Annotated in this window: 21 protein-coding genes; 8 read left to right on the top strand and 13 right to left on the bottom strand. The window is 71.8% G+C overall.

Annotation, left to right across the window (positions count from 1 at the left end):
- Window positions 1-681: 681 nt before the first annotated feature.
- A complete protein-coding gene (locus tag CHB94_RS04680) occupies window positions 682-1,575 on the bottom strand; it encodes a glycerophosphodiester phosphodiesterase (RefSeq protein WP_089335407.1) in 894 nt (297 codons plus the stop codon).
- Window positions 1,576-1,957: 382 nt separating this feature from the next.
- Here CHB94_RS04680 and CHB94_RS04675 point away from each other — a divergent pair, with 382 nt between their 5' ends.
- The 4 genes from CHB94_RS04675 (at window position 1,958) to CHB94_RS04665 (ending at window position 4,104) form a co-directional block, all read left to right on the top strand.
- Window positions 1,958-2,581 carry a maleylpyruvate isomerase family mycothiol-dependent enzyme gene (locus CHB94_RS04675; protein ID WP_089335406.1) on the top strand — a complete coding sequence of 208 codons (624 nt, stop codon included), beginning with the start codon at window positions 1,958-1,960 and terminating at the stop codon, window positions 2,579-2,581.
- Between the two features lie 203 nt (window positions 2,582-2,784).
- Window positions 2,785-3,069 (top strand): hypothetical protein, encoded by a 285-nt coding sequence (locus CHB94_RS04670; RefSeq protein ID WP_089335405.1) that lies wholly within the window; start codon window positions 2,785-2,787, stop codon window positions 3,067-3,069.
- Between the two features lie 111 nt (window positions 3,070-3,180).
- Complete coding sequence (locus tag CHB94_RS25590; RefSeq protein WP_217899165.1) at window positions 3,181-3,327, top strand: hypothetical protein; 147 nt, start codon at window positions 3,181-3,183, stop codon at window positions 3,325-3,327.
- A gap of 63 nt (window positions 3,328-3,390) precedes the next feature.
- Window positions 3,391-4,104, top strand: a complete 714-nt coding sequence (locus CHB94_RS04665) for a tyrosine-type recombinase/integrase (protein WP_217899164.1) — start codon at window positions 3,391-3,393, stop codon at window positions 4,102-4,104.
- Here CHB94_RS04665 and glnA read toward each other — a convergent pair.
- Entirely contained in the window at window positions 4,092-5,525 is a 1,434-nt protein-coding gene (glnA, locus tag CHB94_RS04660) for a type I glutamate--ammonia ligase (RefSeq protein WP_089335404.1), read from the bottom strand. The genes CHB94_RS04665 and glnA overlap by 13 nt on opposite strands.
- A gap of 203 nt (window positions 5,526-5,728) precedes the next feature.
- Here glnA and CHB94_RS04655 point away from each other — a divergent pair, with 203 nt between their 5' ends.
- A complete protein-coding gene (locus CHB94_RS04655; protein ID WP_254920398.1) occupies window positions 5,729-6,136 on the top strand; it encodes an RDD family protein in 408 nt (135 codons plus the stop codon).
- A 113-nt stretch (window positions 6,137-6,249) separates the two neighbouring features.
- On the opposite strand, the gene CHB94_RS04650 is transcribed toward CHB94_RS04655, so the two are convergent.
- The 3 genes from CHB94_RS04650 to CHB94_RS04640 all read right to left on the bottom strand — a co-directional run bounded on the left by CHB94_RS04650 (window position 6,250) and on the right by CHB94_RS04640 (window position 9,360).
- A complete protein-coding gene (locus CHB94_RS04650; RefSeq protein ID WP_089335402.1) occupies window positions 6,250-7,113 on the bottom strand; it encodes a DUF4191 domain-containing protein in 864 nt (287 codons plus the stop codon).
- A gap of 50 nt (window positions 7,114-7,163) precedes the next feature.
- Window positions 7,164-8,138 carry a lipoyl synthase gene (lipA, locus tag CHB94_RS04645; protein ID WP_089335401.1) on the bottom strand — a complete coding sequence of 325 codons (975 nt, stop codon included), beginning with the start codon at window positions 8,136-8,138 and terminating at the stop codon, window positions 7,164-7,166.
- A 79-nt stretch (window positions 8,139-8,217) separates the two neighbouring features.
- Window positions 8,218-9,360 carry a hypothetical protein gene (locus CHB94_RS04640; RefSeq protein WP_141137417.1) on the bottom strand — a complete coding sequence of 381 codons (1,143 nt, stop codon included), beginning with the start codon at window positions 9,358-9,360 and terminating at the stop codon, window positions 8,218-8,220.
- A gap of 114 nt (window positions 9,361-9,474) precedes the next feature.
- Here CHB94_RS04640 and CHB94_RS04635 point away from each other — a divergent pair, with 114 nt between their 5' ends.
- Window positions 9,475-10,404 (top strand): LLM class F420-dependent oxidoreductase, encoded by a 930-nt coding sequence (locus CHB94_RS04635; protein WP_089335399.1) that lies wholly within the window; start codon window positions 9,475-9,477, stop codon window positions 10,402-10,404.
- Window positions 10,405-10,489: 85 nt separating this feature from the next.
- Here the strand turns inward: CHB94_RS04635 and CHB94_RS04630 are convergent, their stop codons facing one another.
- From CHB94_RS04630 to CHB94_RS04610, 5 genes are all read right to left on the bottom strand, one after another.
- The gene (locus CHB94_RS04630) at window positions 10,490-12,652 is read right to left on the bottom strand and encodes a peptidase domain-containing ABC transporter (protein WP_217899163.1); all 2,163 of its coding nucleotides are present in this window, start codon (window positions 12,650-12,652) and stop codon (window positions 10,490-10,492) included.
- Between the two features lie 86 nt (window positions 12,653-12,738).
- Complete coding sequence (locus CHB94_RS04625; RefSeq protein ID WP_141137416.1) at window positions 12,739-13,290, bottom strand: hypothetical protein; 552 nt, start codon at window positions 13,288-13,290, stop codon at window positions 12,739-12,741.
- Entirely contained in the window at window positions 13,287-16,445 is a 3,159-nt protein-coding gene (locus CHB94_RS04620; protein ID WP_217899162.1) for a lantibiotic dehydratase, read from the bottom strand. Before CHB94_RS04620 ends, CHB94_RS04625 begins: the two co-directional genes overlap by 4 nt.
- Window positions 16,446-16,507: 62 nt before the next feature.
- The gene (locus CHB94_RS04615) at window positions 16,508-17,815 is read right to left on the bottom strand and encodes a lanthionine synthetase C family protein (protein WP_176445412.1); all 1,308 of its coding nucleotides are present in this window, start codon (window positions 17,813-17,815) and stop codon (window positions 16,508-16,510) included.
- Between the two features lie 183 nt (window positions 17,816-17,998).
- Window positions 17,999-18,184: a hypothetical protein gene (locus CHB94_RS04610; RefSeq protein ID WP_089335394.1), complete on the bottom strand. Its 186-nt coding sequence runs from the start codon at window positions 18,182-18,184 to the stop codon at window positions 17,999-18,001.
- Between the two features lie 773 nt (window positions 18,185-18,957).
- On the opposite strand from CHB94_RS04610, the gene leuS reads away from it, so the two are divergent.
- Window positions 18,958-21,849: a leucine--tRNA ligase gene (gene leuS / locus CHB94_RS04605; RefSeq protein WP_089335393.1), complete on the top strand. Its 2,892-nt coding sequence runs from the start codon at window positions 18,958-18,960 to the stop codon at window positions 21,847-21,849.
- A 328-nt stretch (window positions 21,850-22,177) separates the two neighbouring features.
- Here the strand turns inward: leuS and lipB are convergent, their stop codons facing one another.
- Both lipB and CHB94_RS04590 read right to left on the bottom strand, forming a co-directional pair.
- Window positions 22,178-22,837 carry a lipoyl(octanoyl) transferase LipB gene (gene lipB, locus CHB94_RS04595; RefSeq protein ID WP_089335392.1) on the bottom strand — a complete coding sequence of 220 codons (660 nt, stop codon included), beginning with the start codon at window positions 22,835-22,837 and terminating at the stop codon, window positions 22,178-22,180.
- Window positions 22,838-22,925: 88 nt separating this feature from the next.
- Window positions 22,926-23,660, bottom strand: a complete 735-nt coding sequence (locus CHB94_RS04590) for a Type 1 glutamine amidotransferase-like domain-containing protein (protein WP_089335391.1) — start codon at window positions 23,658-23,660, stop codon at window positions 22,926-22,928.
- A gap of 117 nt (window positions 23,661-23,777) precedes the next feature.
- On the opposite strand from CHB94_RS04590, the gene CHB94_RS25985 reads away from it, so the two are divergent.
- Window positions 23,778-25,637 (top strand): serine/threonine-protein kinase, encoded by a 1,860-nt coding sequence (locus tag CHB94_RS25985; RefSeq protein ID WP_254920397.1) that lies wholly within the window; start codon window positions 23,778-23,780, stop codon window positions 25,635-25,637.
- A 24-nt stretch (window positions 25,638-25,661) separates the two neighbouring features.
- Here CHB94_RS25985 and CHB94_RS04580 read toward each other — a convergent pair whose 3' ends face one another.
- Window positions 25,662-26,570: a TIGR01777 family oxidoreductase gene (locus CHB94_RS04580; RefSeq protein ID WP_089335390.1), complete on the bottom strand. Its 909-nt coding sequence runs from the start codon at window positions 26,568-26,570 to the stop codon at window positions 25,662-25,664.
- Window positions 26,571-26,634 lie beyond the last annotated feature (64 nt).

The raw sequence follows: 26,634 nt of genomic DNA, 5'->3' as shown, positions 1-26,634 counted from the left end.
ACCGATCCGCTCGAGCACCTTCTCCAGACCCACGGCCCAGTCCTCGACCTCGGCCACGGTCACATCTTCGACCATCCCGAGACAGTCGTGACCTCAAAGCCCTCAACCCAGTAGACACACCGCAGCCGACAAGACAGGTGCGGCTGTAGTACTAGTCTGGGGCGCACCAGAGTCGCGATGTCGTGGGGATGAGCCGCGGATCAACGCCCGCCCTTGCAAGCACTCGCCTGGCGCACGCCGGCTATGCGATGGAGGCCGAACTGGCAGGGTGAACCCGTCAGCGTTGCGACGACCGCGCGAATCCGCCGTAGAACCCGCCTGCCGTCAGGGGGTCAGCTTTCAGGCGCCGTCGACAACCCTGCCCGCCCGGCGCCCGCGCCGGGTCCGTGGCATCCGCCTTCCGTTCGTCACTGCCCCGATGCGCCCGTGAGCGACCTGGCGCGGGTCGTGCGGCGTCGATCGCATCGACGAGCACCTGGAGCCTGTGCCGGTTCGACACCGGGACACCGGTCGAGCCCTGCCCCATCCGCGCTCAGACCCGGAGAGGACGGCAGACCGTCGTGTACGGCTGCGGGAGTGCCGCGGTGACCGGGTCCCGCTCCCCATGGACCCTGATACGGCGGGAGGAGCCCCGCCACGAGGCGGGGCTCCTCCACTGGGGGCGGGGTGACTGACCGGCGGCTATGCGGCCTGACGCTCGCCCCGCTCCTCGTCGACGACCTCGATGAGGACGTCGGGCCGATCCGTGATGACGCCGTCGACGCCGAGGTCGATGAGTTGGCGCATGCGGTCGGCGTCGTTGACGGTGTAGGGCCAGGTCTCCATGCCGTAGCGGTGCACCATGTCGACGAAGGCAGACGTCACACGGGTGTGGCTGGGGTTGATCTGGTCGGCCCAGGCGGACAGCTCGGCCATCTGCGCCTCCGACGGCGGGCCGCCGAGCAGACCGGCGGGCACCCGGGGGGCGAGCTCGTTGAACTGCTCCATGAACTGCCAGTCGAAGGACTGCACGACCAGGCGGCCGGCGCGGGAGTCGGCCTGCAGCCAGCCCTCGCCGTCGAGCTCGGCGACGATGGCCTCGGCGATACCCGGGTACAGCTGCGGGCTCTTGACCTCCAGGAGCAGCCCGGCGCGGCCGCGCAGCGTGTCGAGCACCTGCTGCAGGGTCGGCACGCCCGTACCGGCGAACTCGGCGCCGAACCAGGACCCGGCATCGAGGGCCTCGATCTCCTCCAGCGTGAAGTCACGGACGTTCCACGGGGCGCGGTCCGGGTAGTGGGTCTCCACGTCGGTGGTGCGGGCCAGCGTGGTGTCGTGCATGACGACGAGTTCTCCGTCGCTGCTCATCTGGACGTCGATCTCGACGTAGTCGGCGCGAATGTCGGCGCCGAGGTCGACCGCGGGCAGCGTGTTCTCCGGCGCGTAGGCCGAGGCCCCACGGTGAGCGATGATCTCGACCTCAGCCGAGGATGCGGAGCCACGGGAGTGCTCCTCGGCAAGGGCGCCGGAGGCCCCTCCAACCAGTGCAGTGGTGACGAACAGCCCCGTCAGGGCGGTGCGGGCGGCGTGCAGCATGCTCCTGCTTTCCGTGCGAGTTCCAGGGACGCCGGTGACGCTAGGAAGGGCCGGCAGCCACGGCGTGTGCTCCGCGCGACGGTTCCGTGACCGTGCGGTGAAGGTCAGGAGGCTCGGGGTGAGGTGCTGATCGGCGACCCGTCGGATCGGACATCCCGTCGCAGATCAGGCTGCGGCACAGATTCGAGACTGCGTTGCCCATGGCATCCCCGCCGACTGAACCGGACTTGACCCGATGCCGTGGCCGAGCCACTGCAGATGCGGCAGGAAGGCGCGCGACGAACCGTCCCGGTTGACGAATGGCCAGCGGGACGGTGATGCGGCAGGCGGACTGCCTGGACAATCCCGGTCAGCATGGACGGCCGGTGGTGATCGGAGACAGATGAGGCTGCTTGGGTTGGCCAGGGCCGAGCGCGAGGACCTGCTCGCGCTGCTGGAGTCCCTCTCACCGCAGGAGTGGCAGCAGCCGTCGCTGTGCGAGGGCTGGACCGTGCACGACGTGGTGGCGCACGTGCTCAGCTACGAGGAGCTGGCGGCCCGCCAGCTCGCCAGCCGCTTCGCCAAGGGCCGCTTCCGCACCGACCGGGTCAACGGCATCGGTCTGGCCGAGTACGGCACCCGCAGGCCGCAGGAGCTGGTCGAGCTGCTGCGCCGGCACCTGACCCCGCGCGGGCTGACCGCTGGCCTGGGCGGGGCGATCGGCCTAACCGACGGCATGATCCACCAGCAGGACATCCGTCGGCCGCTCGCCCGGCCCAGCCCCATCCCGGCAGAGCGCCTGGTGCCCGCGCTGTGGACGGCGCTGTTCGCCCCCGTCGTGCGCGGGGTGGTGCGCACCCGCGACGTGCGCCTGGTGGCGACCGACCTGGAGTGGGCCTTCGGCCGGGGGCCGCAGGTCCACGGAACCGGAGAGGCGCTCCTGATGGCCATCGCAGGTCGCCGCGGTCTCACGGGAGAGCTGACCGGGCCGGGCGCGCACCGGCTGCTGCGCCGGATCGGTGGCTAGCCCTGCTTCTGCCGCCGTGGCCAAATTCCATACGACAGTCCAGCGCGCGCTTGAGTTGCCCGCACGCGCCCGCGGCGACGTCTCGCTAGCCGGACGAGCACCGGGCGTCATGGGGGCCATTCCAGCTTTGCCCGTTCAGGCACCGCAGGGGGATCCTGTGCGGGACGACGGCGGCTGGCTCCCCGTACCGCTCAACCGTTGCCGTGGCCGGTTCGGCTTGCGGGCTGGACGAGGACGACGTCCGGCTGACCGATGGGACCCGGCTAACCGAGCAGCGGGCCGCGGAGATCGTCGTGGAGGTCAGGGGCCGCGGAGGCCGCCCGTCCCTCACGGGAGAGGCCGCAGTTTCGCCGCGCATCGCCTTCCGCGTCACCCCCGGCGTCCGCAACCGCGCCGCCCAGATCGCCGCCCGGGAGGGCAAGACCATCTCCCAGCTCGCCCGCGAGGCGCTCGAGGCGCGGGTCGCCAGGGAGCCGCACCTCTCCTGATGGAGCTCGACAACCGCCCTGTGCCCGCGCAACAGATCGGAGAGGCTCGTGGCCTCAGGGGACTGGCACCTACGTCGACCCCACGACCGCCCGGACGACCGTCGCCGACTGGTGCGAGACCTGTTGGCCGGCTACGCCACCCGGCGCCCCCGGACGGTTCGGCAGGCGCAGGTGCACGTCGCCCAGATCACCGCGGCGTTCGGCCCCATGCCGCTGTCGTCGGTGCGGCCTTCGGCGGTGCGCTCGTGGACGGTGTAGCTCAAAGCCGACGGCCTGGCCGACAGTTACGTCTACGTGCTGCACTCTCGGCTGTCGCAGATCATGAGCGACGCCGTCCACGACGGTCTGCTGGCGCGGACCCGTGCTCGCGACGCACGTCACCCGGGACGGGTGGTCAGCGGCCCTACGTCGCCACGACCGAGGAAGTCTGGGCGCTGCACGACACGGTCGCCGAGCACCTGCGCCCCGCCGTCCTGCTCGGGGCGTTCGTCGGGCTGCGCACCGCCGAGGCGGTCGCGCTGCGCGTTGAGGACGTCGACTTCATGCGGGGCGTCGTGCGGCCGATCCGTCAGGGTGACGGCGAGCCGCTCAAGACGGAGGCATCGCGTACGCCGCTTCCGATCCCGCAGGAACTCGCGCTCGAGCTCTCGGCAGCCGTGGCCCGGTGGGGCGGCGAGTACGTCCCCACCGACGGGACCGGCCGGCAGACCTCGACATGGGGAATCGAGCGGGCGATCCGCTCGGCGCGGCCGAAAGTCTCCGGGCTGCCCGAGGCCTTGCTTCCACGACCTCCGGCACTACCTCGCGTCGCTGCTCATCGGCAGCGGCCTCGACGTGAAGGTCGTCCAGCACCGGCTCCAGCACGGCAGCGCCACGACGACGCTCGACACCCACGGGCACCTCTGTCAGACAGCGACGAGTCCGCACGGGCCGCCGTTGGTGCTGTGCTGGCGGCCCGTGGGGACTCGTCGGGGACTGCTACCGCCTCTCGGACATAAGCCCTGGTCAGCGGCTTGCCGAACTCAGATGTCGTAGTACATCGCGAACTCGTGCGGGTGCGGGCGGAGGCGGATCGGGTCGATCTCGAACTCGCGCTTGTACTCGATCCACGTCTCGATCAGGTCGGGGGTGAAGACACCGCCGTCGATCAGGTAGTCGTGGTCGGTCTCGAGCCGGTCCAGGACGGCGTCCAGTGACGCGGGCACCTTCTCGATGCCCAGGGCCTCCTCGGGCGGCAGCTCGTAGAGGTCCTTGTCGACCGGTGCCGGCGGCTCGATCTTGTTCTTCACGCCGTCGAGGCCGGCCATCAGCATCGCCGAGAAGGCGAGGTAGGGGTTGGCCGACGGGTCGGGCACGCGGAACTCGATGCGCTTGGCCTTGGGGCTGTCGCCGGAGATCGGGATGCGGGTGCACGCCGAGCGGTTGCGGGCGGAGTAGACCAGGTTGATCGGTGCCTCGTAGCCCGGCACCAGCCGGTGGTAGCTGTTCACGGTCGGATTGGTGAAGGCCAGCAGCGACGGCGCATGGGCGAGCAGTCCACCGATGTAGTGCCGGGCCATGTCGGAGAGCCCCGCATAGCCGGTCTCGGCGTGGAACAGCGGCTCGCCGTCCTTCCAGAGGCTCTGGTGACAGTGCATGCCGGAACCGTTGTCACCGAACAGCGGCTTGGGCATGAAGGTGACGCTCTTGCCCTCGGCCCAGGCGGTGTTCTTGATGACGTACTTGAACAGCATCAGGCTGTCGGCCGAGCGAAGCAGCGTGTCGAACTTGTAGTTGATCTCGGCCTGCCCGCCGGTGCCCACCTCGTGGTGACCGCGCTCGAGCTCCAGCCCGGCGGCGGTCAGGTTGGTCATCATCGTCGCGCGCAGGTCGCTCTGGTGGTCGTACGGCTCGACCGGGAAGTAGCCGCCCTTGGGGCGGGTCTTGTAACCCAGGTTCGGGCCGCCGTCCTCACCGGTCAGGGAACCGGTGTTCCACGAGCCCTCGACCGCGTCGATGTGGTAGTAGCCCTCGTTGATGCCGGTGCCGTGCCGGACGGAGTCGAAGATGTAGAACTCCGCCTCGGCGCCGAAGTAGGCGGTGTCGGCGATGCCGCTGGACGCCAGGTACGCCTCCGCCTTCTTCGCCACGTTGCGCGGGTCGCGGCTGTAGGCCTCGCGCGTGATCGGGTCGTGGATGAAGAAGTTGACGTTGAGCGTCTTGTGCCGACGGAACGGGTCGAGGAAGGCGCTGTTGGCGTCGGGCAGCAGCAGCATGTCCGACTCGTTGATCGCCTGGAAGCCGCGGATCGACGATCCGTCGAAGCCCAGGCCCTCGGAGAACGTGTCCTCGCCGAAGGTCGACGCCGGGATGGTGAAGTGCTGCATGACGCCGGGAAGATCGCAGAAACGGACGTCGACGTACTCGACGTCGTTGTCGCGGATGTAGGCGGCGACCTCGTCGGGGCTGGTGAACATCGATCCTCCGGGAGTGGGCGAACTGCTGGACCGCAAGCTACGAGCGGGGAGTTGCCCCCCGGTGTCCCAAGTGTTTCGGCGGGGTAACAACGCTCCCCGCGTGTCGCGGGCTCGCATTGGCCCCCTGCAGGGTCCCGCCGCGAGCGTGCGAGTGGTGGGGGGCAGGGGGTCCTCTTACTACTCTGGCGTGCATGGTCAGGGACGTGCAGCCACCCTCTCAAGGCCGCGTGCGGGGCGCCTCTCTGGGGTTGGCGGCCGACGGACCGGGATCGCTGGCAGGCTTCGGCACCCGAGTGGTCGCCTTCTGCGTCGACGCGCTCGGGTCTGCCCTGATCGCCGGGTTGTTCACCGCGCCCGAGCTGCCGGGCAACTGGTCTCTGGTCGCTTTCGCCGCCATCACCGTCGGTTGCCTGATCGCCTTCGGGCAGACCCCTGGCATGCGGTTGCTGGGTCTGCGGCTGGCCCATCCGCGGCAGGGGCGGCGGCTGGCCCCGTGGCGCGCCGTGGTCCGCACGGCGCTGCTGTGCCTGCTGGTTCCCGCATTGGTGGTCGACAGCGACGGCCGTGGTCTGCACGACCGGCTCACCGACACCGCCGTCGTCCGCGATTGAGACATGGCGATCCTCGCGGATCGCACCGCGGCCACGAGCCGTCCCCGACCGCCGTCGAGCCGCTTCGTCGTCCCTCCCGGGCCCACTCGGCACGACACCGCGGCCGGGTCACCTCACCCCCGGCGGCGCACCTGGCGTTGGCTGATCGACATCTGCCGGCCGCCGGGGAGCGGTCCGCCGGGGACCGGCATGCGCGAACCGCCCAGGGCGCTCATCCGGCGGGCCAGGGCGTTGACCTCGGCGGCGCTCAGGTTCCGCGGCAGCTTCATGACGTGGGTGCTTAGCTTGCGCAGCGGGATCTGGCCCTCGTCGTCGCCGACGGTGATGTCGTAGATCGGGGTGTCACCGACGACCCGCGCGACCTTCTTCTTCTCCTGCGCGAGCAGGCCGCGGACCCGGGCCGGCACCCCTTCGGCCACCAGGATCACGCCCGGCCGGCCCAACACCCGGTGGACGGCGTCCATCTGCTGGGTACCGGCGACGCCGGAGGTGACCCGCCAGTCACCGCGCATGCCTTCGAGCACCCATGCGGCCGCTCCGGGCTGGCCCTCGACCTGTCGGTAGGCCGAGCCCTGGGCGCGCCGGCCGAAGACGACCAGCGCGGCCAGGCCACCGCTGACGAGGGCGAGCGGCAGGAAGATGAAGGGGGAGTCGAACAGGATGCCAACCAGCTCGACCGCCGCAGCGACCGCCACGAACCAGATCAGCATGATCCAGGGGAGCTTGGGGTCGTTCTTGCGCGTCAGCGAGTAGGCCTGCTTGATCATGCGGGCCTGACCGCGGACCTTCTTCAGCCGGCCGACCTTGGGCTGGCCGTTCTTGTCCAGCTTCGGCGCCTTGCCCTTGCCGGAGCCGGACGCGGCGGTGGACCCGCCGGGAGCCGCAGCGCCCGAGCTGCGGCCGCGCCCACCGTCCTTCGGGCCGCGGCCGGCCTTGCCGCTCGGAGCGGTCGCGTCTGTGGGCTTGCTGCGTGCCATGCCCCCAGGATAGGGGCGCGCGACGCCGCGCCGAGCCGACCTGCCGGAAGTCAGGCCTGGTGGGTGAGCCCGCGAGCCTCGATCGCCTGCTGGTAGAGGCGGCCGGCGCGGTAGGAGCTGCGCACCAGCGGGCCGGCCAGGACCCCGGGGAAGCCGATCTTCTCGGCCTCGGCCTGGAAGCCGACGAACTCGTCGGGCTTCACCCAGCGGACGACGGGGTGGTGCCGCGGCGAGGGCCGCAGGTACTGGGTGATGGTCAGCAGGTCGCACCCGGCGTCGTGGAGGGCCTGCATCGTCTCGACGACCTCGTGCGGCTCCTCGCCCATGCCCAGGATCAGGTTCGACTTGGTCACCAGGCCGGCCTCGCGGGCAGCCGTGATGACCGCGAGCGAGCGCTCGAAGCGGAATCCCGGCCGGATGCGCTTGAAGATCCGTGGCACCGTCTCGACGTTGTGCGCCAGCACCTCGGGGCGGGAGGAGAACACCTCGGCCAGCTGGTCGGGGTCGGCGTTGAAGTCGGGGATGAGCAGCTCGACGCCGCAGCCGGGGAGCTGGGCGTGGATCTGGCGGACGGTCTCGGCATAGAGCCACGCACCGCCATCGGGCAGGTCGTCGCGGGCGACGCCGGTGATCGTCGCGTACTTCAGGCCCATCGTCGCGACGCTCTCGGCTACACGGCGTGGCTCGTCGGCGTCGAAGTCGGCCGGCTTGCCGGTGTCGATCTGACAGAAGTCGCACCGCCGGGTGCACTGGTCGCCCCCGATGAGGAAGGTGGCCTCGCGGTCCTCCCAGCACTCGTAGATGTTGGGGCAGCCGGCCTCTTCGCAGACGGTGTGCAGGCCTTCACGGCGGACGAGCGACTTCAGCTCGGTGTACTCCGGACCGGTCTTCAGCCGGGTCTTGATCCACTCCGGCTTGCGCTCGATCGGCACCTGGCTGTTGCGGACCTCGAGTCGGAGCAGCTTCCGGCCGGCGGGCTCGATCCGGGTGTCCGACGAGGGGATCGGGGCCGCCGTCTCACTCATGATCTCCACGGTACCCGCAGACGCGCGACGCCCCCGGTGCGCGAGGCAACGGGGGCGTCGAACGGTGCGGGCGGGACGATCAGACCTGCTTGTCGGCCGGGCCGGCGGTCGGACCCTCGTCCGCGCCGCCGCCGGAGGTGAAGGGCTGCGGGGCGTCGGTGCCGTTGACGGTCGGGCTGTCGGGGCCGTCGCCGTCGACGAGCTGGGCGTCGCGCACGCCCATGTCCGACTCCGCAGGCGCGGAGTCGTTGGGCGTTTCCATGGCGGTGGAGACCGTCTTGCCGGAGTCGCTGGGGGAAGTAGGCACGGGGTCCTCTCGGTAGCTGGGCACCGGGCCGTCGCCGGCGGGCGCGGGGGTCCAGGCGTCGTCCTTCTTGCGGCGCAGCAGGGCGAACACGGCCGTACCCACGGCGAGGGCGACCAACACCCAGGGCCAGCGCCGGGGCGCGGCCTCCACCACGGTCGTGCGCCTCACCTGCGACGCAGTGGCTGCAACCTTCTTCTCGAGCTCGCGGTGCTTCTTGCCGGCGACCTTGCGCGCCTTCCGGGCCTTCTTGCGGGCCTTCCGGGTCGACTCGGCCGCAGCGGCGGCCACCTCGGCCCGGCGGGCCTCCAGCTCGCTGCGTGCGCTCTCGACCCCGGCGGCGAGGGCCTCCTTCGCGCTCTCCAGCGCCGGCGTCACCGCGTCCCGGGCGGCGACGGCTCGGGGGACGGCGTAGGCGAGCGCGGCGGTCTGCGCTGCCTCGAGCCGCGGGACGACGTCGTCCTGCAGGGCCTTGTGGGCTGCCTTCTGGGCCGCCTCGACGTGCGGCGCCAGGTCGGCCGCGGCCTTGGCAGCAGCCGCCTGGGCGGCCGTCACGGCGGAGGCCACCCGCGGGGCGGCGGCGTCGCGGGCCGCCTCGAAGCGGGGGGTCAGCACCTCCCGCGTCGCCTCCATGCGCTCCCGAGCTGCGTCGACCCGCGGCGCGACGGCGTCCCGGGCCGAGCTCACGGCCGGTGCGGCCACCGCCACGGCGGCGGCGACCTTGGGTGCCACCTTCAGGGCGGCGGCCTTCTGAGCGGCGTCCAGCGCCGGGCCCGCCGCCTCCCGGGCCGCGGCCACCCGCGGTCCCAGTTGCTCGGCTGCGAGGCGGCCGGCCTCGGTGGCCGCTACGCCGATGTGGGCGAAACCCTCCTGGAGCTCGGCGCCGATGACCTGACCACGTGTCTTCTTGCGGAACACGAGCTGCACCTCCGAGTTGATCGTCTGGCGGCCATCCTGCCCGGTCCGGGCGACGAGCACACCCCGGGTTCGCCTGCCGCGCGGCAGAACGCCGGGGCCGGTTAGCGTCGAGGGGTGCAGTTGCGGATCTTCACCGAGCCCCAGATGGGTGCCACCTACGACGACCTGCTCGCCGTCGCCCGGCGCACCGAGGAGACGGGCTTCGACGCCTTCTTCCGGTCCGACCACTACCTGACCATGGGCGGTGACGGACTGCCTGGCCCCACCGACGCCTGGGCCACGCTGGCCGGGCTGGCGCGCGAGACGAGCAGGATCCGCCTCGGCACCCTCATGACGGCGGGCACCTTCCGGCTGCCCGGGCCGCTGGCCATCACCGTCGCCCAGGTCGACCAGATGAGCGGCGGCCGCGTGGAGCTCGGCATCGGGGCGGGCTGGTTCGAGGCCGAGCACGCCGCGTACGGCATCCCCTTCCCGTCGCTGGGCGAGCGTTTCGACCGCTACGAGGAGCAGCTCGCCGTCGTCACCGGACTCTGGAACACCCCGGCGGGGGAGACCTTCGACTTCCGGGGCCAGTACTACCAGCTCGTCGAGTCCCCGGCGCTGCCCAAGCCGGTGCAGGAGAGCGGCATCCCGGTCCTGGTCGGCGGTGCCGGGAAGAAGCGGACCCCGCGACTGGCGGCTCGTTACGCCAGCGAGTTCAACGTGCCCTTCGCTTCGGTGGCCGACAACATCCGCCTGTTCGCCGGCGTCCGGGAGGCATGCGAGGAGGTCGGCCGCGACCCGGGGTCCATGGTGTGCAGCTCGGCGCTGGTGCTCTGCGTCGGCAAGGACGAGGCGGAGATCGCCCGACGTGCCGCGGCCATCGGCCGGGAGGTCGCCGAGCTGCGGGAGCACGGTGTCGCGGGCACCCCGGCCGAGGCGGTGGACATCCTCGGCCGATACGCCGAGGCCGGTGCGGAGCGGGTGTACCTGCAGGTTCTCGACCTCACCGATCTCGACCACCTCGACCTGGTGGCGAGCGAGGTGGCGCCGCAGCTGGTCTGACGGTGCCGTCGGACCGTGCCGTTGCCGAGCTATCCCGGGGGAGCGGCTGTCGGCCGAGAAAACCGGCGGCGGGTCCGGGTGGACGTCACCCCCCGTGCGGATCCAGGTATTCCTGCGCGGGTGAACTCCTGCCCTCCTGCGTGTTGACCAGCTCCTGGTATGTGCCGGAGAGCGCCATCAGTTCGTCGTGGGTTCCCTGTTCCACGACCCGTCCGTGGTCCATCACCAGAATGAGGTCGGCGTTCCTGATCGTGCTCATGCGGTGGGCGATCACGATGGTCGTGGAACCGAGCGAGTCGAGGTTCTCCAGGACCAGTCGTTCGGTGATGCTGTCCAGGTCGCTGGTGGCCTCGTCGAGCAGCAGGATCGCCGGCCGATGAGCGAGGGCTCGTGCCAGGGCGATCCGCTGCTGCTGACCACCCGACAACGACGCGCCCCCGTCGAGCAGCAGCGTGTCGTAGCCCATCGGCATGGCGACGATGTCGTCGTGGATGCAAGCGAGCTTGGCGGCCTCGACGACCGCTTCGAACGGGGTCGCGGGATCGGTGAGGGCGATGTTCTCCCGGATGGACGAACCGAACAGGTAGGGGCGCTGGGTCACGATGCCCAGCTGTCCGCGCAGGGAACGGACCTCCATCTCGCCCAGCTCGACCCCGTCGAACAGGATCCGCCCGGAGGACGGGCTGTAGAAGCCCAGGAGGAGATGGGCGAGGGTCGACTTCCCCGAACCGGAACGGCCGGCGATCCCCAGCCGTTGGCCGGGCTGCACCTCGAGCACGACGTCTCTCACCACCGGTGGGGCCAGCCGTCCGTAGGCGAAGGAGACCCCTTCGGCCCGCACGTGACCGGTGAGGCGGGGCGCGGGTGACACGGTCTGCCCCTCCTGCTCGCGGGGCGTGTCCAGCACGTCGTTGATGCGCTCCATGTAGCTGCGGGTCAGCTGCACCACTAGGCCGGTGCCGACCAGGTCGGCCAGCGGTTGCAGGAAGCCGATCGCCAGAGCGCTGGCGGCCAGCATGGTCCCAAGTGAGATCTGGTCATCGAGGACCTGGACCGTCCCGTACACCAGGACGGCCAGCGGTGAGCCCATCTGGAGCACGTCCATGACGGCCCCGACCAGTGCGTTCAGCCGTCCCCGTGCCAACGCCACGTTGACCTCGTCGATGTACAGTCCCTCCCAGCGCTCGGCCGCGCGCCGTTCGGCGCCACTGGCCTTGAGGGTCTCGATGCCGGCGAGCAGCTGATAGGTGTACCCCTGGGCCTTGGCCTCGACCTGCAGGCTCTCCGACATCAGGTGCTGGTTGCGCCGCCAGGAGAGCAGGAGGACCGCCACCTGGAGCAGGCCCAACCCCGCCACGAGCGCGGCCAGCGGAGGGCTCAGCGCGACCAGTAGGACCAGGTACAGGCAGGCCAGACTGCCGTCCAGCAGGGCCGACAGGGCGCCGGTCGTGAGGATCTCCCGCACGTCGGCGTTGCTCTGCAGCCGCATCATCAGGTCGCCGGCCGACCGTCGGAGGAAGAAGTCGTACGGCAGGTCCACGAGGTGCTCGACGAAGCCCTTCGTCAGCCGCACGTCCAGATGCGTGCGCAGCCTGAGCAGCAGATGGGCCCGCAGCAGCGAGGCGAGGAAGTAGTAGCCGACCAGGACGGCCATGACGGCCCCGATGATCAGCAGGAGATGTCGGTCGTTGCGCGGGGTGATCTCGTCGACGATCAGCGCCGTGAGGAGCGGCAGGGCCAGTGCCACCAGCCGGATGAGCACGGATGTCACGAGGACCCGGCTGAGCATCCTGGACTGTCCGAGCAGCGGCCGCAAATAGCGCCACGTCCCCTTGCTCGTGCGGGGGCTGCGCTGGAACTGGTAGTCGGGCTCGCAGACGATGGCCACACCGGTGTAGGCGCGCCGGAATGCCTGGAACGACAGGTGCCGACGGCCCAGGGCCGGATCGACGATCTGCACTCCTCGTCGGCCCACCCGCTCGAAGACGACGAAGTGGTCGAACTCCCAGTGCAGGATCGAGCCAGGTGGCAGTGCGTCCAGCGCGTCGATGTCGGCGGCCACCCCACCGGCGCTCAGGCCGTACCACCGTGCCGCCTGCGTCACGGCGAAGGCGTCCACGCCGTCGCGGTTGGTGCTGGTCATCTCACGCAGTTCGTCCAACGCCACGTGCTTGCCGTGGTAAGCGAGAACCATCGCCAGGCAGGCCGCTCCGCAGTCGGCCACCTCCATCTGCCTGATCCAGGGCACCCGCCGTACCGGGTGGCAAGGACCGCGCAGCCGGAGGCCACGTCCGGTTCGGTCTCGATGCAGCCCGTGACGTCTTCGCCGCAGCACTAGCCGCTCTCCCCTTCCGGCGCTCCCCCGAACCCCTGGAGAAACAAGGGGAGCGCTCGCTGCGACCCCAGCTCGACCACCGCTCGGCCCGTCATGCGCGACGACGGCGTCTCTGCCGACGCTCCTGCGTCACGGGCGAGGACCCCGGTGACGAGGACGGCGGGCTGGGAGGCCGAGTCGAACCCGGCCCGTCGCACGTCGGCGTCGTCGGCGGCCTCGATGTGTGACACCGAGGCCGCGATGTCCTGCCGCCCCGCGGGGCCGTCGACCTCGAGCCGCACGGGACGGCCATCGCGCAGCTCGGAGCCGCCGGCGGCGGGCAGGACGGCGGTGAACGTCCCCGCCTGCAGGTCGACCAGGGCCGGCCCCGAGGCGGTTCGCTCCACACGGGTGACGGCGGCCAGCGCCAGACCGGCCACCACCAGCACCAGCACGACCCAGTACAGCCACCGCACCCACGGAGCTCCGACGCGGACCACCCCGTCCGACCCCTGGGGGCGGGTCCGGTACTCCAGTGCCTCTCGGCGGAACAGGTCGCCCGACGTGGTCACGGTGCCGCCGCCAGGCGCCCTGCCCGGGCGCTGTAGGAGCGGTCGAGCAGCTCGTAGAGGACGAGTTCCTGGGCCCGTTGCGCCGAGCGGAGCAGGCGGTTGACGTGCATGTGGGCGTAGCTCGTCGCCAGCTCGGGAAGCGGCACCGGCAGGTGCCCGCCATGCGCCAGTTCCCGCAGTTCTGCCGCCACGGGAGCCACGCGCAGCGATCGCCGGCGCAGCGCCTCGAGACCCGGCGCCAACCCGGCCGGGGGGTCGTGGCGCGGGTCGAAAAGCGCCTCCAGACTCGCGCGCTCCGTCCGGTACCGTCGGCCCACCGCGCCCCGGAACCCACCGTCGACGCCGAACTCCCGGCCGTACCCCTCCCGCGCCGCCCGCGCCACGGACCTCTTCTCCGCCAGGCCCAGCCCGAGGGCGTCGAGCAGCAGGTCGATGCCGCGAAGCGCCAGGCGCCAGCGGAGGTCCAGCCCGCCGTCCCCCGACAGCGATCGCAGGACCGCGAGTACGGCGTCGCTGTCGGCATGGAAGAGCTGCTCGGCCAGCTCGATCCCCCGCTCTCCGCCGTAGCGCTCGACCTCGCGCTCGTACGTGTCGAACTGCACCCGCCACACCTGGCCGGCGTCGACGGACGCCGCGGCGGCCGCCACCAGCGGGGGCCGGACCTCGGCGTCGAGCCGCTCGGGGTCGCCGTGCAGGCGGACCCGCAGGTGCACGTCGGGATCGCTGTAGCGGATGAAGAACCAGCGGTCGGCGGCGCCGGACGCCAGGGCGGACTCCACCACCGGCCCGACGACCTGGGTGAGCACCTGGTCCGCGATGGCGGCACCGCCGTACAGCTTGGCGTAGAGCCATTCCGACCCGGGCGGGAAGCGGCGGCGGACCGACGCCGTCGTGCCGGGGAGGTGCTCGACCGTCGGTTCCGGAACATCGGTCCGGGCGAACGGGACGATCACCTCGTGCACGAACCGGCCTTCGGGACCGGAGACGCAGAGCTCTCCCGGGCCGGGCAACATCTCCATCAGGACGGCCCCGCGCCGCTCCCGGAGCTGGTGGGCCAGCGATTCCACGCTGAGTACGTTGTCGAGGTCGACGAGGAGTTCGTAGTCGCCGTCTGCCAGAGCCACGTGGCGAGGCAGCCGCCGCTCGGCGCGCCACTCTTGCACGTCCGCGAAGCCGGAGACCGTTCCCGCCCGGCCGAGCATCCGCACCTCCGGCTCGGTCAGGTTCCAGCGGGCGCGGGACAGCACCAGGCGCCCGCTCACCACCCGCGGCAGGAAGGGGGCCCCGGCCAGGGGTCCCCAGTCCCAGTCGAGGTACCCCGCAGTGTCCTGACCCTGCAGACGGCACAGGAAGCGGTACAGCCCCGTACTCCGCCGGCTGTAGTTGTGCGCCGTCGTCAGCCGGGGCACCACCTCACGTCCGAGGCGACAGGAGCGGAGCACGACCCGGTCGTCCTGCACCGACACCACCAGGTCGGTGATGGGGATCTGCCGATCGGCCGGGGCGCCGGAACGGCCGAGGTAGGGGATCTCGTACTCGCGGAGCACCGGACGGCACAGGATGTTGCCGACGCGGCCTTCGGGGAGGTGCACGATCTCGGCGAAGACCCGATCGGGGTGGCGCGCCTCCTCCGCCCGCAGGTGCGCCTCGACGCAGGTGAGCAGCTCGGGGTCGGCATGGCAGAAGCGCCCCAGCAGGCCGGCGCCGGACGGACCTGCGACGTGGTCGATCAGCACCCGGAAGGCACCGTGCGCGAGGGCGTCGTCCGATTCGGCTGCCACGGCGGCCATGACGTAGAAGGCATCGGGCAGCGGAGGTCGCCGGTCGGGGCGCAAGCGCTCGAGGTCGGAGGCCTCGATGCTGATCTCGCCGACGCCTGCGGAGAGGGCTCGAGCCAGCTTCCCGAGGAGCAGGTCGTGCCACGCACTCCAGCGCTCGGCCTCGCCTTCGGGTTCGCTGCCGAGCGGCAGCCCGGCCAGGAGCGGTGACCCACCGGCCTGGGGCGCGCGGGATGTCTCGAAGCCGATGCCGGTCTCCTCGTCCAGGGCTTCGACGAGGGCCACCTCCCGCGTCTCGTAGCGCTCGCGGAACTCTTCCCGGAACCGGGACAACCGGTCCGGGAGAGAGGCCGGGGCCAGCTGGTGGAGGAGCCGCACGCCTCGGCTGATCTCGGTCAGGACCTGGCCACCCAGGGTGGCTCGGACCGCCGGCTTGACGAGGTCGACCTGGACGAGGCGGGACAACTCGGGCTGGGCGGGGAGTCCGTGGAGCCCGGAAGCCATCGCCCGGTACCGCTCGGGTGGCACGCCCGGACCCTCGGCGTCGATCTTCTCCAGAGCCGATCGCGCCTCGTCGAGCCGGCCGGACAGCGGCGTGGTCTCCGGGTGTTCCCCCAGGGTCGCGACGAGTTCGTGGATCGGCTCGTCACCGGTGACGCCGGGGCGCAGGTCGGAGACCAGGATCTGGGCGTCGACGAGGTCGGCCACGTAGTCCTCGGCCTCGGCCAGGCTGACCTCGTCGTCGACCAGCGCAGCGGCCAGCTCGCCGAGCGTGGCCCCGCCCCGGGCGCGTTCCAGCGTCGCGGTGAGATACGCACTCTGGTCCACAGCGACGAGGTGGTACGAGCGGCCGGTGGCGGTGAACCGGCCCTCGGCGAGGTGAAGCCGACCTGCCGCCTCGTACATGCTGGAGTTGGGCCGGTAGGTCAGCCCCGCGCGGAGCCGGGGATCGCGCTCGACGGCTTGGCTCATGGCCCACAGGTAGTCCATGTCGAGCCGGCTGTGACGCTGGTACTCCTTCTGCGCTCTCAGCCGGAGCTCGGTCCGAGAGTCGATCCTGCCGGTCGTGCACCCGGCGAACAGGCCGAAGGGCGTCGCACGGGCCGCAGCTCGGCTGAAGTACGACATCAACGCGACTTCGAATCTGCGTCCCCGATCGCTGTCCGGGTCCTTCTGCCAGACATCGAGTGCCTCGTCGAGGCTCGGGGAGCCCACGAAGAGTGCGTCCCGCAACTCCGGGCGGCTCACGACGGCCCGCAGACGCCCCCGCAGCTGCGCCCGGTCCCTGCGCAGAGCCCGGCCCAGACCCTCGGGGTCGGGGCGAGCCCCGGTCGCTTCCAGTCCCTCACCCAGGGCCGTGATCTCGTCGAAGGGCAACAGTGGCGTGCGTAGGGCGAAGAATCCGGACGGAGCGAACGGAGGTGTCTTGAGGCCATCGGTCATCTGCCGTGTGCCCCCGAGACATGAGGTGCCGACAGCAGGAACATCCGGTCCCAGCAGGGGGCGACGGGTGTGGCCGCTGCCAGCAGGGCGAGAGCGATCCCGACCGCGCCCCGGGTGAGCTCCAGACCACTCCAAGGTCCCCGGCCAGGGCCTGCGCTCCCCGCGGCCCACTGGGGCCCGTCATCCCTCGCGGAGTCGCACCACTCGAGCGTGCGCTCGAGCCAGTGGACCGCAGCACGACCGAGCCTCGGCTCGCCGGTGGCTTGATACAGCCGGTTGTACAGGTGGCCGAGCCCGGCGCTCCCGTGGCAGAAGCAGGCGCTGTCGACCCCCGTTTCCGCCGGCGGCCGCTCCGCTGCCCGGCAGGCCAGTGCGACCGCCTCTGCAACCCACGCGGGTTCTCCCGCGCCATGTCCCGCCGTCCACAGGGCTGCCGCCACCCCGGGATCGCCGTAGCACCAGGCACAGCGAGCGGGAACGGGGTCCAAGCCCGGCGCCACCCAGATGGGGAAGGTCGGCCCCGACTCGGTCACCACCGCTTGCGCCAGAAGCCACCTGACGGCCCCCTCGAGGAGGGGACGCACCCTCGCCGGCGCCACCCCTGCGGAGCAGAGCGCGCCGAGCAAGGCGATGGCCCCGGGGACCCCGTGGGCCATGCCCAGGTCGGCACGCCCCGACGGATACTCCTCCCGGTCCTCGAGCTGCCGTATCCCCGCCGGCCGGGTCCACCAGTAGATACCGTGCTCGTCCTGCTGCGCGCTGTCCTCGAGCAGGTCGACGACGAGGTACAGGCATTCGGCCGCCGAGGGGCGTGGACAGCGTTCGAGGGCGTACACCCCGAGTCCGGTGGCCCCGACGACGAGGTCGTGGGGCGCCGGCCACTCCCGGGGTTGCGACAGGAGGTGCACGACGGCGTCGTCGACCACCTCGTTCTCCACGGTCACCGCGCCGTCCTCCGCGTCGTCGCCCAGCAGGCGATCCACCAGCTCCGCGGCCCAGGCGATGCCTGGGAACCCCTCCCAGAACGAGCTGCCCAGCGCGTCGGTCGCCATCCCCTCGATCGCCCTGTCGAGGCACTGCCAGGCCAGATCGCGCGCCTGAGGAGTGCGGCCCGCCTCGGCCAGCCACGCATAGAGCACGGCCAGACCGGCCTGCCCTCCGGCGAGCGAGGGATCTCGCTCCCCGGGGGCCAGCGGGGCGATGGACTCCGCGATGGCGTCGACGGTCCGAAGAGCCCGAAGGCGGGTCGAACCCGACAGCAGAGGCCGCCAGCCGGATGCAGGGCCCACAACAGGTGGAGGCATGATCGTGCTCATCCCGTAACGCCGAGAAGCCAGGCCCTGGATCGGCTCTGCACCAGGAGCCTGGCCACTCGCATCTGCCTGGCGCAGATCCTTCCTGCAGCCGCCTGCGTCCCTCGTGCCGATCGACGCTGGATCAGCCCATCCGGACCCGGTGGCTACGCTCTGGGAACTGCGCCAGCCGACCTACTTCTGCCCCGGGCAGTGGCTGAACTTCTCCTTGGCCTTGCCACTGTTCGGGTGGTTCTTCTTCTTGTCCTTGTCCTTGTCCTTGTCCTTGTCGCTGTAGCCACCACCGCCGACGACACGAGCCAGGTCCTCGTCGTCGAGGATGCGGAGCGTCTCCTTGGACAGGGTGAGGGTCTTGCGCATGTTGCACCTCCATCGTGGTTCCTGGGCTGATGTCACCCCGTGCAGCCCAGCCCAGGCTTTCCTATCGGCTGCCTACTATCGGTTCTCGAATGACTGCACCCGGCACAGGAAAGACCGCACCGGGACTACAGGTGTCAATTCCCAATGGTGAGCGGTGGCGGCAGGCCACCTCGTGGCGGAAGAGTCGGACGCACGGCGATCTGCGCTGTTGAAATCAGCCGAAGACACTTCTGGCACCCAGATCTGCGGGTCGATCCGTGATCGATTCTTAGCTCTACGGATGCCTGGACCTTGGTGTGATGGGTCGCGCCTGGAGGACGTTACGCCCGACGACCAGGCGCGTGAAGAGCTTCTGCAAGATTTTAGGAACGAATTCGTCTGAAACGGATGCCTCGCCGAGAACGTCTCTGAGCCACGCTGTGGATGACCGGGTGGGTCAGGGGCGCGACGGCCTCCGCGAAGGTCGGGGAAGCCGACATCGTGGGCTTCCGACTTGGGCGCTCGGTGGCCTCGCGCCCCGGAGAGCCGACGGACGCGCGGGACCGGCACCGGGGAGGATGGAGCCGGGTCGTGACCCGGGCGGCGCCGACCTCGGAGCCGGCGACGGCCCCGAGGTGCTCTGCGCGGTAGGCTCGGACACGTGACCGGTCGGCTCCTGCTTCTCCGGCCGTGCTGACCTGACGATTCGGACAGCACGGCGACCCCTCCATGCGTGAGGGGTTTTTTTCTGCCCGCCGCCGGTACGAGCGCCCGAGGACCCCAGGAGCACAGCGATGAGCCAGACCGCCGACCAGCCCGGTGTCGACCAGGCGTCGGGTGACGTCCCGCCGCACCGTTACACCCCGGCGCTGGCCCAGGAGATCGAGCTCGCCTGGCAGGACCGCTGGGAGCGCGAGGGGACGTTCCACACCCCGAACCCGGTCGGGCGGCTGTCCGAGGGCTTCGAGCGGGTCGCCGACCGGCCCAAGTACTTCGCGATGGACATGTTCCCGTATCCGTCGGGTGCCGGCCTGCACGTCGGCCACCCGCTGGGGTACCTGGGCACCGATGTCACCAGCCGGTTCCGGCGGATGGACGGCGACAACGTCCTGCACCCGATGGGCTACGACGCCTTCGGCCTGCCCGCCGAGCAGTTCGCCGTCCAGACCGGGCAGCACCCGCGGATCACCACCGAGGCCAACATCAAGGCCATCCGAGCGCAGCTGCGCCGGCTGGGCGTGGACCACGACGACCGCCGCAGCTTCGCCACGATCGACCCCGGCTACTACAAGTGGACCCAGTGGATCTTCCTGCAGATCTTCGGCTCCTGGTTCGACGAGACCGCGGGCAAGGCACGGCGGATCGAGGAGCTGGTCACCGAGCTGGACGCCGGCACTCGTGAGCCGGCCCCCGGCACCAACCCGTCCGGCCGCCCCTGGGCCGAACTGGACGACGTCGAGCGGCGACGGGTCGTCGACGCCCACCGGCTGGCCTACCTGCACGAGGCACCGGTCAACTGGTGCCCCGGCCTGGGGACGGTGCTCTCCAACGAGGAGGTCACCGCCGACGGGCGCTCCGAGCGGGGCAACTTCCCGGTGTTCCGCCGTCCGCTGACCCAGTGGATGATGCGGATCACCGCCTACGCCGACCGCCTGCTGGCCGACCTGGACCGCATGGACTGGCCCGAGTCCCTGAAGCTGATGCAGCGCAACTGGATCGGCCGGTCGACCGGTGCGCGCATCGGGTTCTCGTGCGGGACCCAGACGATCGAGGTCTTCACCACCCGCCCCGACACGCTGTTCGGGGCCACGTACATGGTGCTGGCGCCGGAGCACCCGCTGGTCGAGGCACTGACCGCCGACGCGTGGCCCGACGGCACCGACCCGCGGTGGACCGGGGGAGCGGCGACCCCGCGAGAGGCGGTCAGCGCCTACCAGCGGCAGGCCTCCCGCCGCTCCGAGCTGGACCGCCAGGACGCCGCCCGGGAGAAGACCGGCGTGTGGCTGGGGGTCACGGCCACCAACCCGGTCAACGGCGCGCTGCTGCCGGTCTTCATCGCCGACTACGTGCTGACCGGCTACGGGACCGGCGCGATCATGGCGGTCCCGGGCGAGGACACCCGGGACTGGGAGTTCGCCGAGACGTTCGGTCTTCCCGTCGTCCGCACGGTGCAGCCGCCGGCCGGGTTCGACGGCGGCGCGTACACCGGCGCCGGCCCGATGATCAACTCGGCCAACGACGAGATCTCACTGGACGGCCTGGACAAGGCCACCGCGATCGCGACGATCACCGACTGGCTGGTCGAGCACGGCCACGGCGAGGCGGCCACCACCTACAAGCTGCGCGACTGGCTGTTCAGCCGGCAGCGCTACTGGGGCGAGCCGTTCCCCATCGTCTACGACGAGAACGAGCTGCCGGTGGCCGTCCCGACCTCGATGCTGCCGGTGCTGCTGCCCGAGGTCGACGACTACTCGCCGAAGACCTTCGCCGACGACGACGCCGACTCCGCGCCGGAGCCGCCGCTGTCCCGGGCCACCGAGTGGACGACGGTGGAGCTGGACCTGGGCGACGGACCGAAGAAGTACCGCCGCGAGACCAACACGATGCCCAACTGGGCCGGCTCCTGCTGGTACTACCTGCGTTACCTGGACCCCGGCGACGACGAGCGGATGGTCGACCCGGAACTGGAGCGCTACTGGCTGGGCCCGCGCGAGCCCGGTGACGTCGGGGGCGTGGACCTGTACGTGGGCGGCGTCGAGCACGCCGTCCTGCACCTGCTCTACGCCCGCTTCTGGCACAAGGTGCTGCACGACCTGGGCCACGTCTCCAGCGAGGAGCCGTTCCGCCGGCTGGTCAACCAGGGCTACATCTCGGCCTTCGCCTACACCGACGAACGGGGCTTCTACGTGCCCGCGGCCGACGTGGTGGAGAAGGACGGGCGGTTCTTCTACGAGGGCAAGCCGGTCAACCGTGAGTACGGGAAGATCGGCAAGAGCCTGAAGAACATGGTCACGCCGGACGAGATGATCGGCGCGTACGGTGCCGACACGTTCCGCGTCTACGAGATGTCGACCGGGCCGCTGGAGCAGTCGCGGCCGTGGGAGACCAAGGCCGTCGTCGGCTCGCAGCGGCTGCTGCAGCGGATCTGGCGTGTGGTCGTCGACGAGCAGACCGGGGCGGTGCGGGCGGCCGATGACGTCGAGCCGGACGAGGGGACCCTGCGGGCGCTGCACCGGGCGATCGCCGGTGTGCGGGACGGCCTGTCGACGCTGCGGTTCAACATCGCCATCGCCCGGATCACCGAGCTGACCAACCACCTCACGCAGGCGTACGGGGCGACGTCTCCGGTCCCGCGTCCGGTCGTCGAACCGCTGGTGCTGCTGATCGCTCCCTTGGCGCCCCATCTGGCCGACGAGCTGTGGACGCGGCTGGGGCATGACCGGTCGTGTGCCTGGGACCCGTTCCCGGTGGCCGACGAGCGATGGCTGGTCGAGGACACCGTGCAGGTCGCCGTCCAGGTGAACGGCAAGGTGCGCTCGCAGGTCAGCGTTCCGGCCGACGCCGACGCGGCAGCGCTGGAGGAGGCCGCGCGGGCCGACGAGAAGATCGCCGGCTACCTCGACGGCGCGACCGTGCGCCGCGTCGTCGCCGTCCCCGGCCGGCTGGTCAACTTCGTCCTCGGCTGACCCCCGTGAGGGACTTTCGGTACCGAAAGTCCCTCACGGGGGTGTCAGGCCGGCCGGCTCCGGACGAGTTCGTGCCCTTCCGGACTGGGGCGGGTCAGCCGGCCACCGGAGCCGTGACGTGACGTGGCCGATCTGGAACGTGCCCGTACTCGCGGCGCAGCGCCCCGAGGGCCTGGTCGTGCTCCCCGCCGGGACGACCTTGCCGGAGCCTGCCCGGTCCAGACGACCAGCGTCTCGCCGGCCGGGGCTGCCCAGGCAGGGGTGGCGACGGGCGCGCCCGTGCGCCGGAAGGTGGTCAGGCTGACGTAGGTGCTGGTGGGGAGCCGGGTCATCCGGCGGTAGCCGGCTCGAACGCCAGCACCCGGCTCATGGCGGACTCGACCGGGCCCACGGCCTCGGCGGTGGTGACGTCGCGGCCGAGCTCCGCCGACAGCGACGTGACACCGGCGTCGGGAATGCCGCACGGGACGATCGCCCCGAACGCGCTCATGTCGGGATCGCAGTTCAGTGCGAAGCCGTGCATCGTCACGCCGCGGGCCACCCGGACCCCGATGGCGGCCACCTTCCGCTCGGGGCGGGTCCCGGAGCCCGGCGCGTCAGCGGCCACCCAGACACCGCTGCGGCCCTCGACCCGTCCTGTGGGGAGGCTGAAGCCCGCGCAGACCTCGATCAGCGCGTCCTCCAGCCGGCGCACGTAGGCCACCACGTCGACCGGATCGGGCAGGGCGACGATCGGGTAGCCGACCAGCTGCCCCGGCCCGTGCCAGGTGATCTTGCCGCCGCGGTCGACGTCCACCACCGGCGTGCCGTCGAACGGCCTCTCGTGCGGCTCGGTACGCCGGCCGGCGGTGTAGACCGACGGGTGCTCGAGCAGCAGGAGGGTGTCGGGGACCTCGCCGGCGACCCGCTGCGCGTGCAGGCCCCGCTGCTGCGCCCAGGCCTCCTCGTAGGGAACCGTGCCCGCCCGGATGATCTTCAGCGCTGTCACCGCTCCAGCCTAGTAACAGGACCCCGTCCCTCTCACCGCTCGCACGCTCGCGGCGAGCCTCCGGACGGGGCCGCCCGGGACGGGGCCTTCAGCGCAGCCGGCGGGGAGCGATGCGGGTCTCGACGGCCGTGCCGTCCGGGCCGCGTTCGACGCGGTATGCCGCCTTGTCGGGACTGTCGGCGACCGCCTCGACGAGTTCGGTTCCCCGGTAGACCAGGCCGACGCCGTCGTCGGTGGCATGCCCGCCGGGCAGCGTCCCGTCGGCCACCAGCCGGTGGTAGAGCGGACGTCGCTGCTCCTCGGAGTCGTAGTGCACGCCGTTGGACGTCGGGATGAGCCCCAGCCCGTTCGTCACGGGGCGCAGATCGGGCCCGTACGAGTCGGTGGTGCCACCGACGTGCCAGCACAGCGACCCGGCCGACACCCCGCCCAGCACGACTCCGGCGCGCCAGCACTCGGTGAGCACGTCGTCCAGGCCGTGCACGCGCCACACGGCCAGCAGGTTGGCCACGCTCCCGCCCCCGACCCAGATGACGTCCTGTGCGAGCAGGTGGGCCCGGAGATCGGGCACCGTCGGCATCGGGAAGAGGCTCAGGTGGCTCACCTGGACGTGGCTCCCGGCGAAAGCCCCGTAGACCCCGGCCACCCGGACCGGGTCGTCGCCGGTGGCCGTGCCGAGGTAGCAGAGCCTCGGCCGGTCCGGCGCCCCGGCGAGTTCGACGGCCAGGTCGAAGACCGGGCCGGGCCGCCAGTCGTAGGGCCCGCGACCGCGCGAGGTGAAGCCCATGCTGGTCGCGAGGATGGTGGGCTGTGCGGCAGGCATGCCTCGAACCTAGGGCGCGGCCGGGTGGCCCCACCGACGGGGTGAGCCCCTGGGGACGGCGGCCCTGCCTGTGGACGGCCGAAGCGGGCGCCGGCCGGAGCGACCTACGGTCCGGTCATGCCTGCCGTTCCACCCCTCGGTTCCGATGTCCCCCAGCCGCCCGTCGTCCCCGGCTACTCGCTGGAGGAGCTCCTCGGCCGCGGCGGCTCGGGCGAGGTCTGGCGGGCGGTTCCGCGGCGTGGCGGGGAGCCGGTCGCCGTGAAGGTGCTGGTGGCCGGTGATCCCGAGCGGCAGGCCCGCGAGGCTTCGCTGCTCGGCGCGCTCGACCATCCGCACCTGGTGCGTCTGATCGAGGTCGTGCACCAGCCGCGGCGCGGAGGTGCCACCCGCGTCGCCCTCGTGCTGGAGCTCCTCCCCGGCGGCAGCCTGTCGGCGCTCCTGGCCCGGCGGGGGCGGCTGCGCCCCGGGGAGGTGGTGACGGCGATCGCTCCGGTGGCCGCCGCCCTCGCCCACGCCCATGCGCACGGCGTCGTCCACGGCGACCTCTCGCCGGGGAACATCGTCTTCACCGCGGAGGGTCGCCCGGTCCTGACCGACCTCGGTGTGGCACGGGTGCTGGGGGAGCCGGCAGCTGCGGAGGTCACGCCACCCTATGTCGATCCGACCGTGGCCCGCGGGGGTGCACCCGGGCCGGCCTCGGACGTCTTCGGGGTCGCGGCCGCGGCCTTCCATGCGCTGACCGGCATCGCACCGTGGAACGCCGCGACGTCGGCGGACACGCTGGCGGTGGCCGCCGAGGGTGAGCTCCCGGACCTCGCGGAGCTGGCTCCGGAGGCGCCGCCGCAACTGATCGAGGTGATCGCCCGCGGGCTGGCCGCCGATCCGCACGACCGCGGCTCGGCGGCGGCCTTCGCCCTCGACCTGCGGCACGCCTGCCGCCCCGAACCGGTGCGGCTGCCGTCGGACGGCGGGCCGGACGGGGAGCTGGGCCGCACCGGCCACGGACCGCGCACCGAACTGACCCATCAGGTGCCCGGCCACCGGGTACGGCCGGCGCCGGTCATCGTCGAGCCCCCGGGCCGCCGGGAGCGCTGGTCCATGGCGCTGCAGGAACGGGCCGGCCTGCGCGGGAGGTCGCTGGCCGGCCGCGGTGCGGTCGTCGCCGTGGCGGTCGCCGCCCTTCTCGCGACCGGCTGGCTGGCCGTGCGCTGGGCCGGTGACGCCGACAGCGATCCGGACGACGCTGCGAGGGCGATGGTCGCCGCCGTGGTCTCGGGCCGGGCAGCGGCAAGGGCGTCCGAGGGGAGCGACGCTGCACCGACGTCCGGGAATCCACCCGTCGAGGTCCCCCGTACTGCCCCGGTCCCCGGTACGGCGCCGGTCCCCGGTACGGCGCCGGTCCCCCGTACTGCCCCGGTCCCCGGTACGGCGCCGGTCCCCGGTACGGCGCCGGTCCCCGGTACGGCGCCGGTCCCCGGTACGGCGCCGGTCCCCGGTACGGCGCCGGTCCCCGGTACGGCGCCGGTCCCGGGCCCCGCCCCGGACGCCGGTTCCCTCGCGGACCGCCAGGACGCACCGGACTCGGTGGAGGGCTGGCGCGCAGTGGTGGAGGAGCTCTATCGGCGTCGGGCGAGCGCGTTCGCCTCCGCCTCGACGGCGCTACTGGCAGACGTGTACGCGCCGGGCAGCTCGCTACGAGCGGCCGACGAGGAGCACGCCCTGCGGCTGGCGGAGGCGGGGGAGGTGCTTCGCGGGTTCAGCCCGACGGTGGTGGCCGTGACCGGCATCAACGACCGCGGCGACCGGGTCGAGGTGCACCTGACCGATCGCTGGCCGGACTACGACGTCGTCCCCGCCGGGGCCTCGGACGGGCCGGCGATCCGTACGGCGCGAGGGCGCTCCGAGAGCGACGTCCGCATGGTGCTGGTGCGTACCACCGAGGGATGGCGGATCGACACCGCGGAGCGGGTCGGCTGAGGCGGTCGACCGGCGGAAGGTTCTCTACTCCTTCGCCAGGGCCTCGCGGAGGGCGACTTCCAGGCTGGTGTGGGTAAACGTGAAGCCGGCAGCGGTCAGTCTCGCGGGCAGGGCCTGCTGTCCACCGAGCACGCTCGACCGCGCGAACTCGCCCAGGGCGAGGGACAGGAGGGGACCGGGCACGGGGAGGACCGTGGGCCGGCGAACCACCCGGCCCAGTTCACGCGTGAACTCGGCGTTGGTCACGGGCCGGGGCGCGGTCAGGTTGACCGGCCCCATCAGGTCGGACTGCAGGAGGAAGCGGATGGCGTCCACCTCGTCCTGCAAGCTGATCCACGGCCAGTACTGCCGACCCGACCCCAGCCTGCCACCCAGCCCGGCGCGGAACAGCAGGCCCAGGATCCGCATCAGCATCGCGCCGTGCCCGATCACGAGCCCGGTGCGCAGGAGGACCACGCGGACCCCGGCCTCCTCGGCGGGCGCCGTCGCGCCCTCCCAGCGGGCGCACAGTTCGGCGAGGAAGTCGCTGCCGGGTGGCTCGGTCTCGTCGATGGGCTTGTCCCCGGCGTCGCCGTAGTAACCGATCCCGGAGGCGGACAGCAGCACGCGGTGACGGGTGGGGTCCGCGGCCGCCGCCGCGGCGAGTGCCTCGCTGACGGTGGCGGTGGCGTCCAGGCGACTGTTGAGCAGGCGCTGCTTGTAGGCGGGCGTCCACGGGCGGGGACGGATCGGCGTCCCCGCCAGGTTGATCACCGCGTCGACGTCCTCGAGCAGATCCGGGGCGAGCCGCCGGTGCTGCGGGGCCCAGCGGTGCTCGTCGACGGTGCGGGGGGTGCGCCGCACGAGCCGGATGACGTCGTGGCCGTCAGCCTGCAGAGCCGGGACCAGCCGGCCGCCGATGAGCCCCGACGCACCGGTGACCGCGATCTTCAAGCGACCCTCCTGAGGAACGGGCGACGGCGGGCCCCCTGCAGGGGGCCCGCCGCGAGCTCGCGAG

The organism is Blastococcus mobilis, assembly GCF_900188025.1.
In the GTDB taxonomy this organism is placed as follows: domain Bacteria; phylum Actinomycetota; class Actinomycetes; order Mycobacteriales; family Geodermatophilaceae; genus Blastococcus_B; species Blastococcus_B mobilis.
This window is presented reverse-complemented; position numbering and strand designations above follow the sequence as displayed.

Excerpts from the sequence above, each read along its gene's own strand:
- CHB94_RS04680 (WP_089335407.1), bottom strand. The coding sequence starts at position 1,575 with ATGCTGCACGCCGCCCGCACCGCCCTGACGGGGCTGTTCGTCACCACT.
- CHB94_RS04675 (WP_089335406.1), top strand. The coding sequence starts at position 1,958 with ATGAGGCTGCTTGGGTTGGCCAGGGCCGAGCGCGAGGACCTGCTCGCG.
- CHB94_RS04665 (WP_217899164.1), top strand. The coding sequence starts at position 3,391 with ATGAGCGACGCCGTCCACGACGGTCTGCTGGCGCGGACCCGTGCTCGC.
- glnA (WP_089335404.1), bottom strand. The coding sequence starts at position 5,525 with ATGTTCACCAGCCCCGACGAGGTCGCCGCCTACATCCGCGACAACGAC.
- CHB94_RS04650 (WP_089335402.1), bottom strand. The coding sequence starts at position 7,113 with ATGGCACGCAGCAAGCCCACAGACGCGACCGCTCCGAGCGGCAAGGCC.
- lipA (WP_089335401.1), bottom strand. The coding sequence starts at position 8,138 with ATGAGTGAGACGGCGGCCCCGATCCCCTCGTCGGACACCCGGATCGAG.
- CHB94_RS04615 (WP_176445412.1), bottom strand. The coding sequence starts at position 17,815 with ATGCCTCCACCTGTTGTGGGCCCTGCATCCGGCTGGCGGCCTCTGCTG.
- CHB94_RS04610 (WP_089335394.1), bottom strand. The coding sequence starts at position 18,184 with ATGCGCAAGACCCTCACCCTGTCCAAGGAGACGCTCCGCATCCTCGAC.
- leuS (WP_089335393.1), top strand. The coding sequence starts at position 18,958 with ATGAGCCAGACCGCCGACCAGCCCGGTGTCGACCAGGCGTCGGGTGAC.
- CHB94_RS04590 (WP_089335391.1), bottom strand. The coding sequence starts at position 23,660 with ATGCCTGCCGCACAGCCCACCATCCTCGCGACCAGCATGGGCTTCACC.
- CHB94_RS25985 (WP_254920397.1), top strand. The coding sequence starts at position 23,778 with ATGCCTGCCGTTCCACCCCTCGGTTCCGATGTCCCCCAGCCGCCCGTC.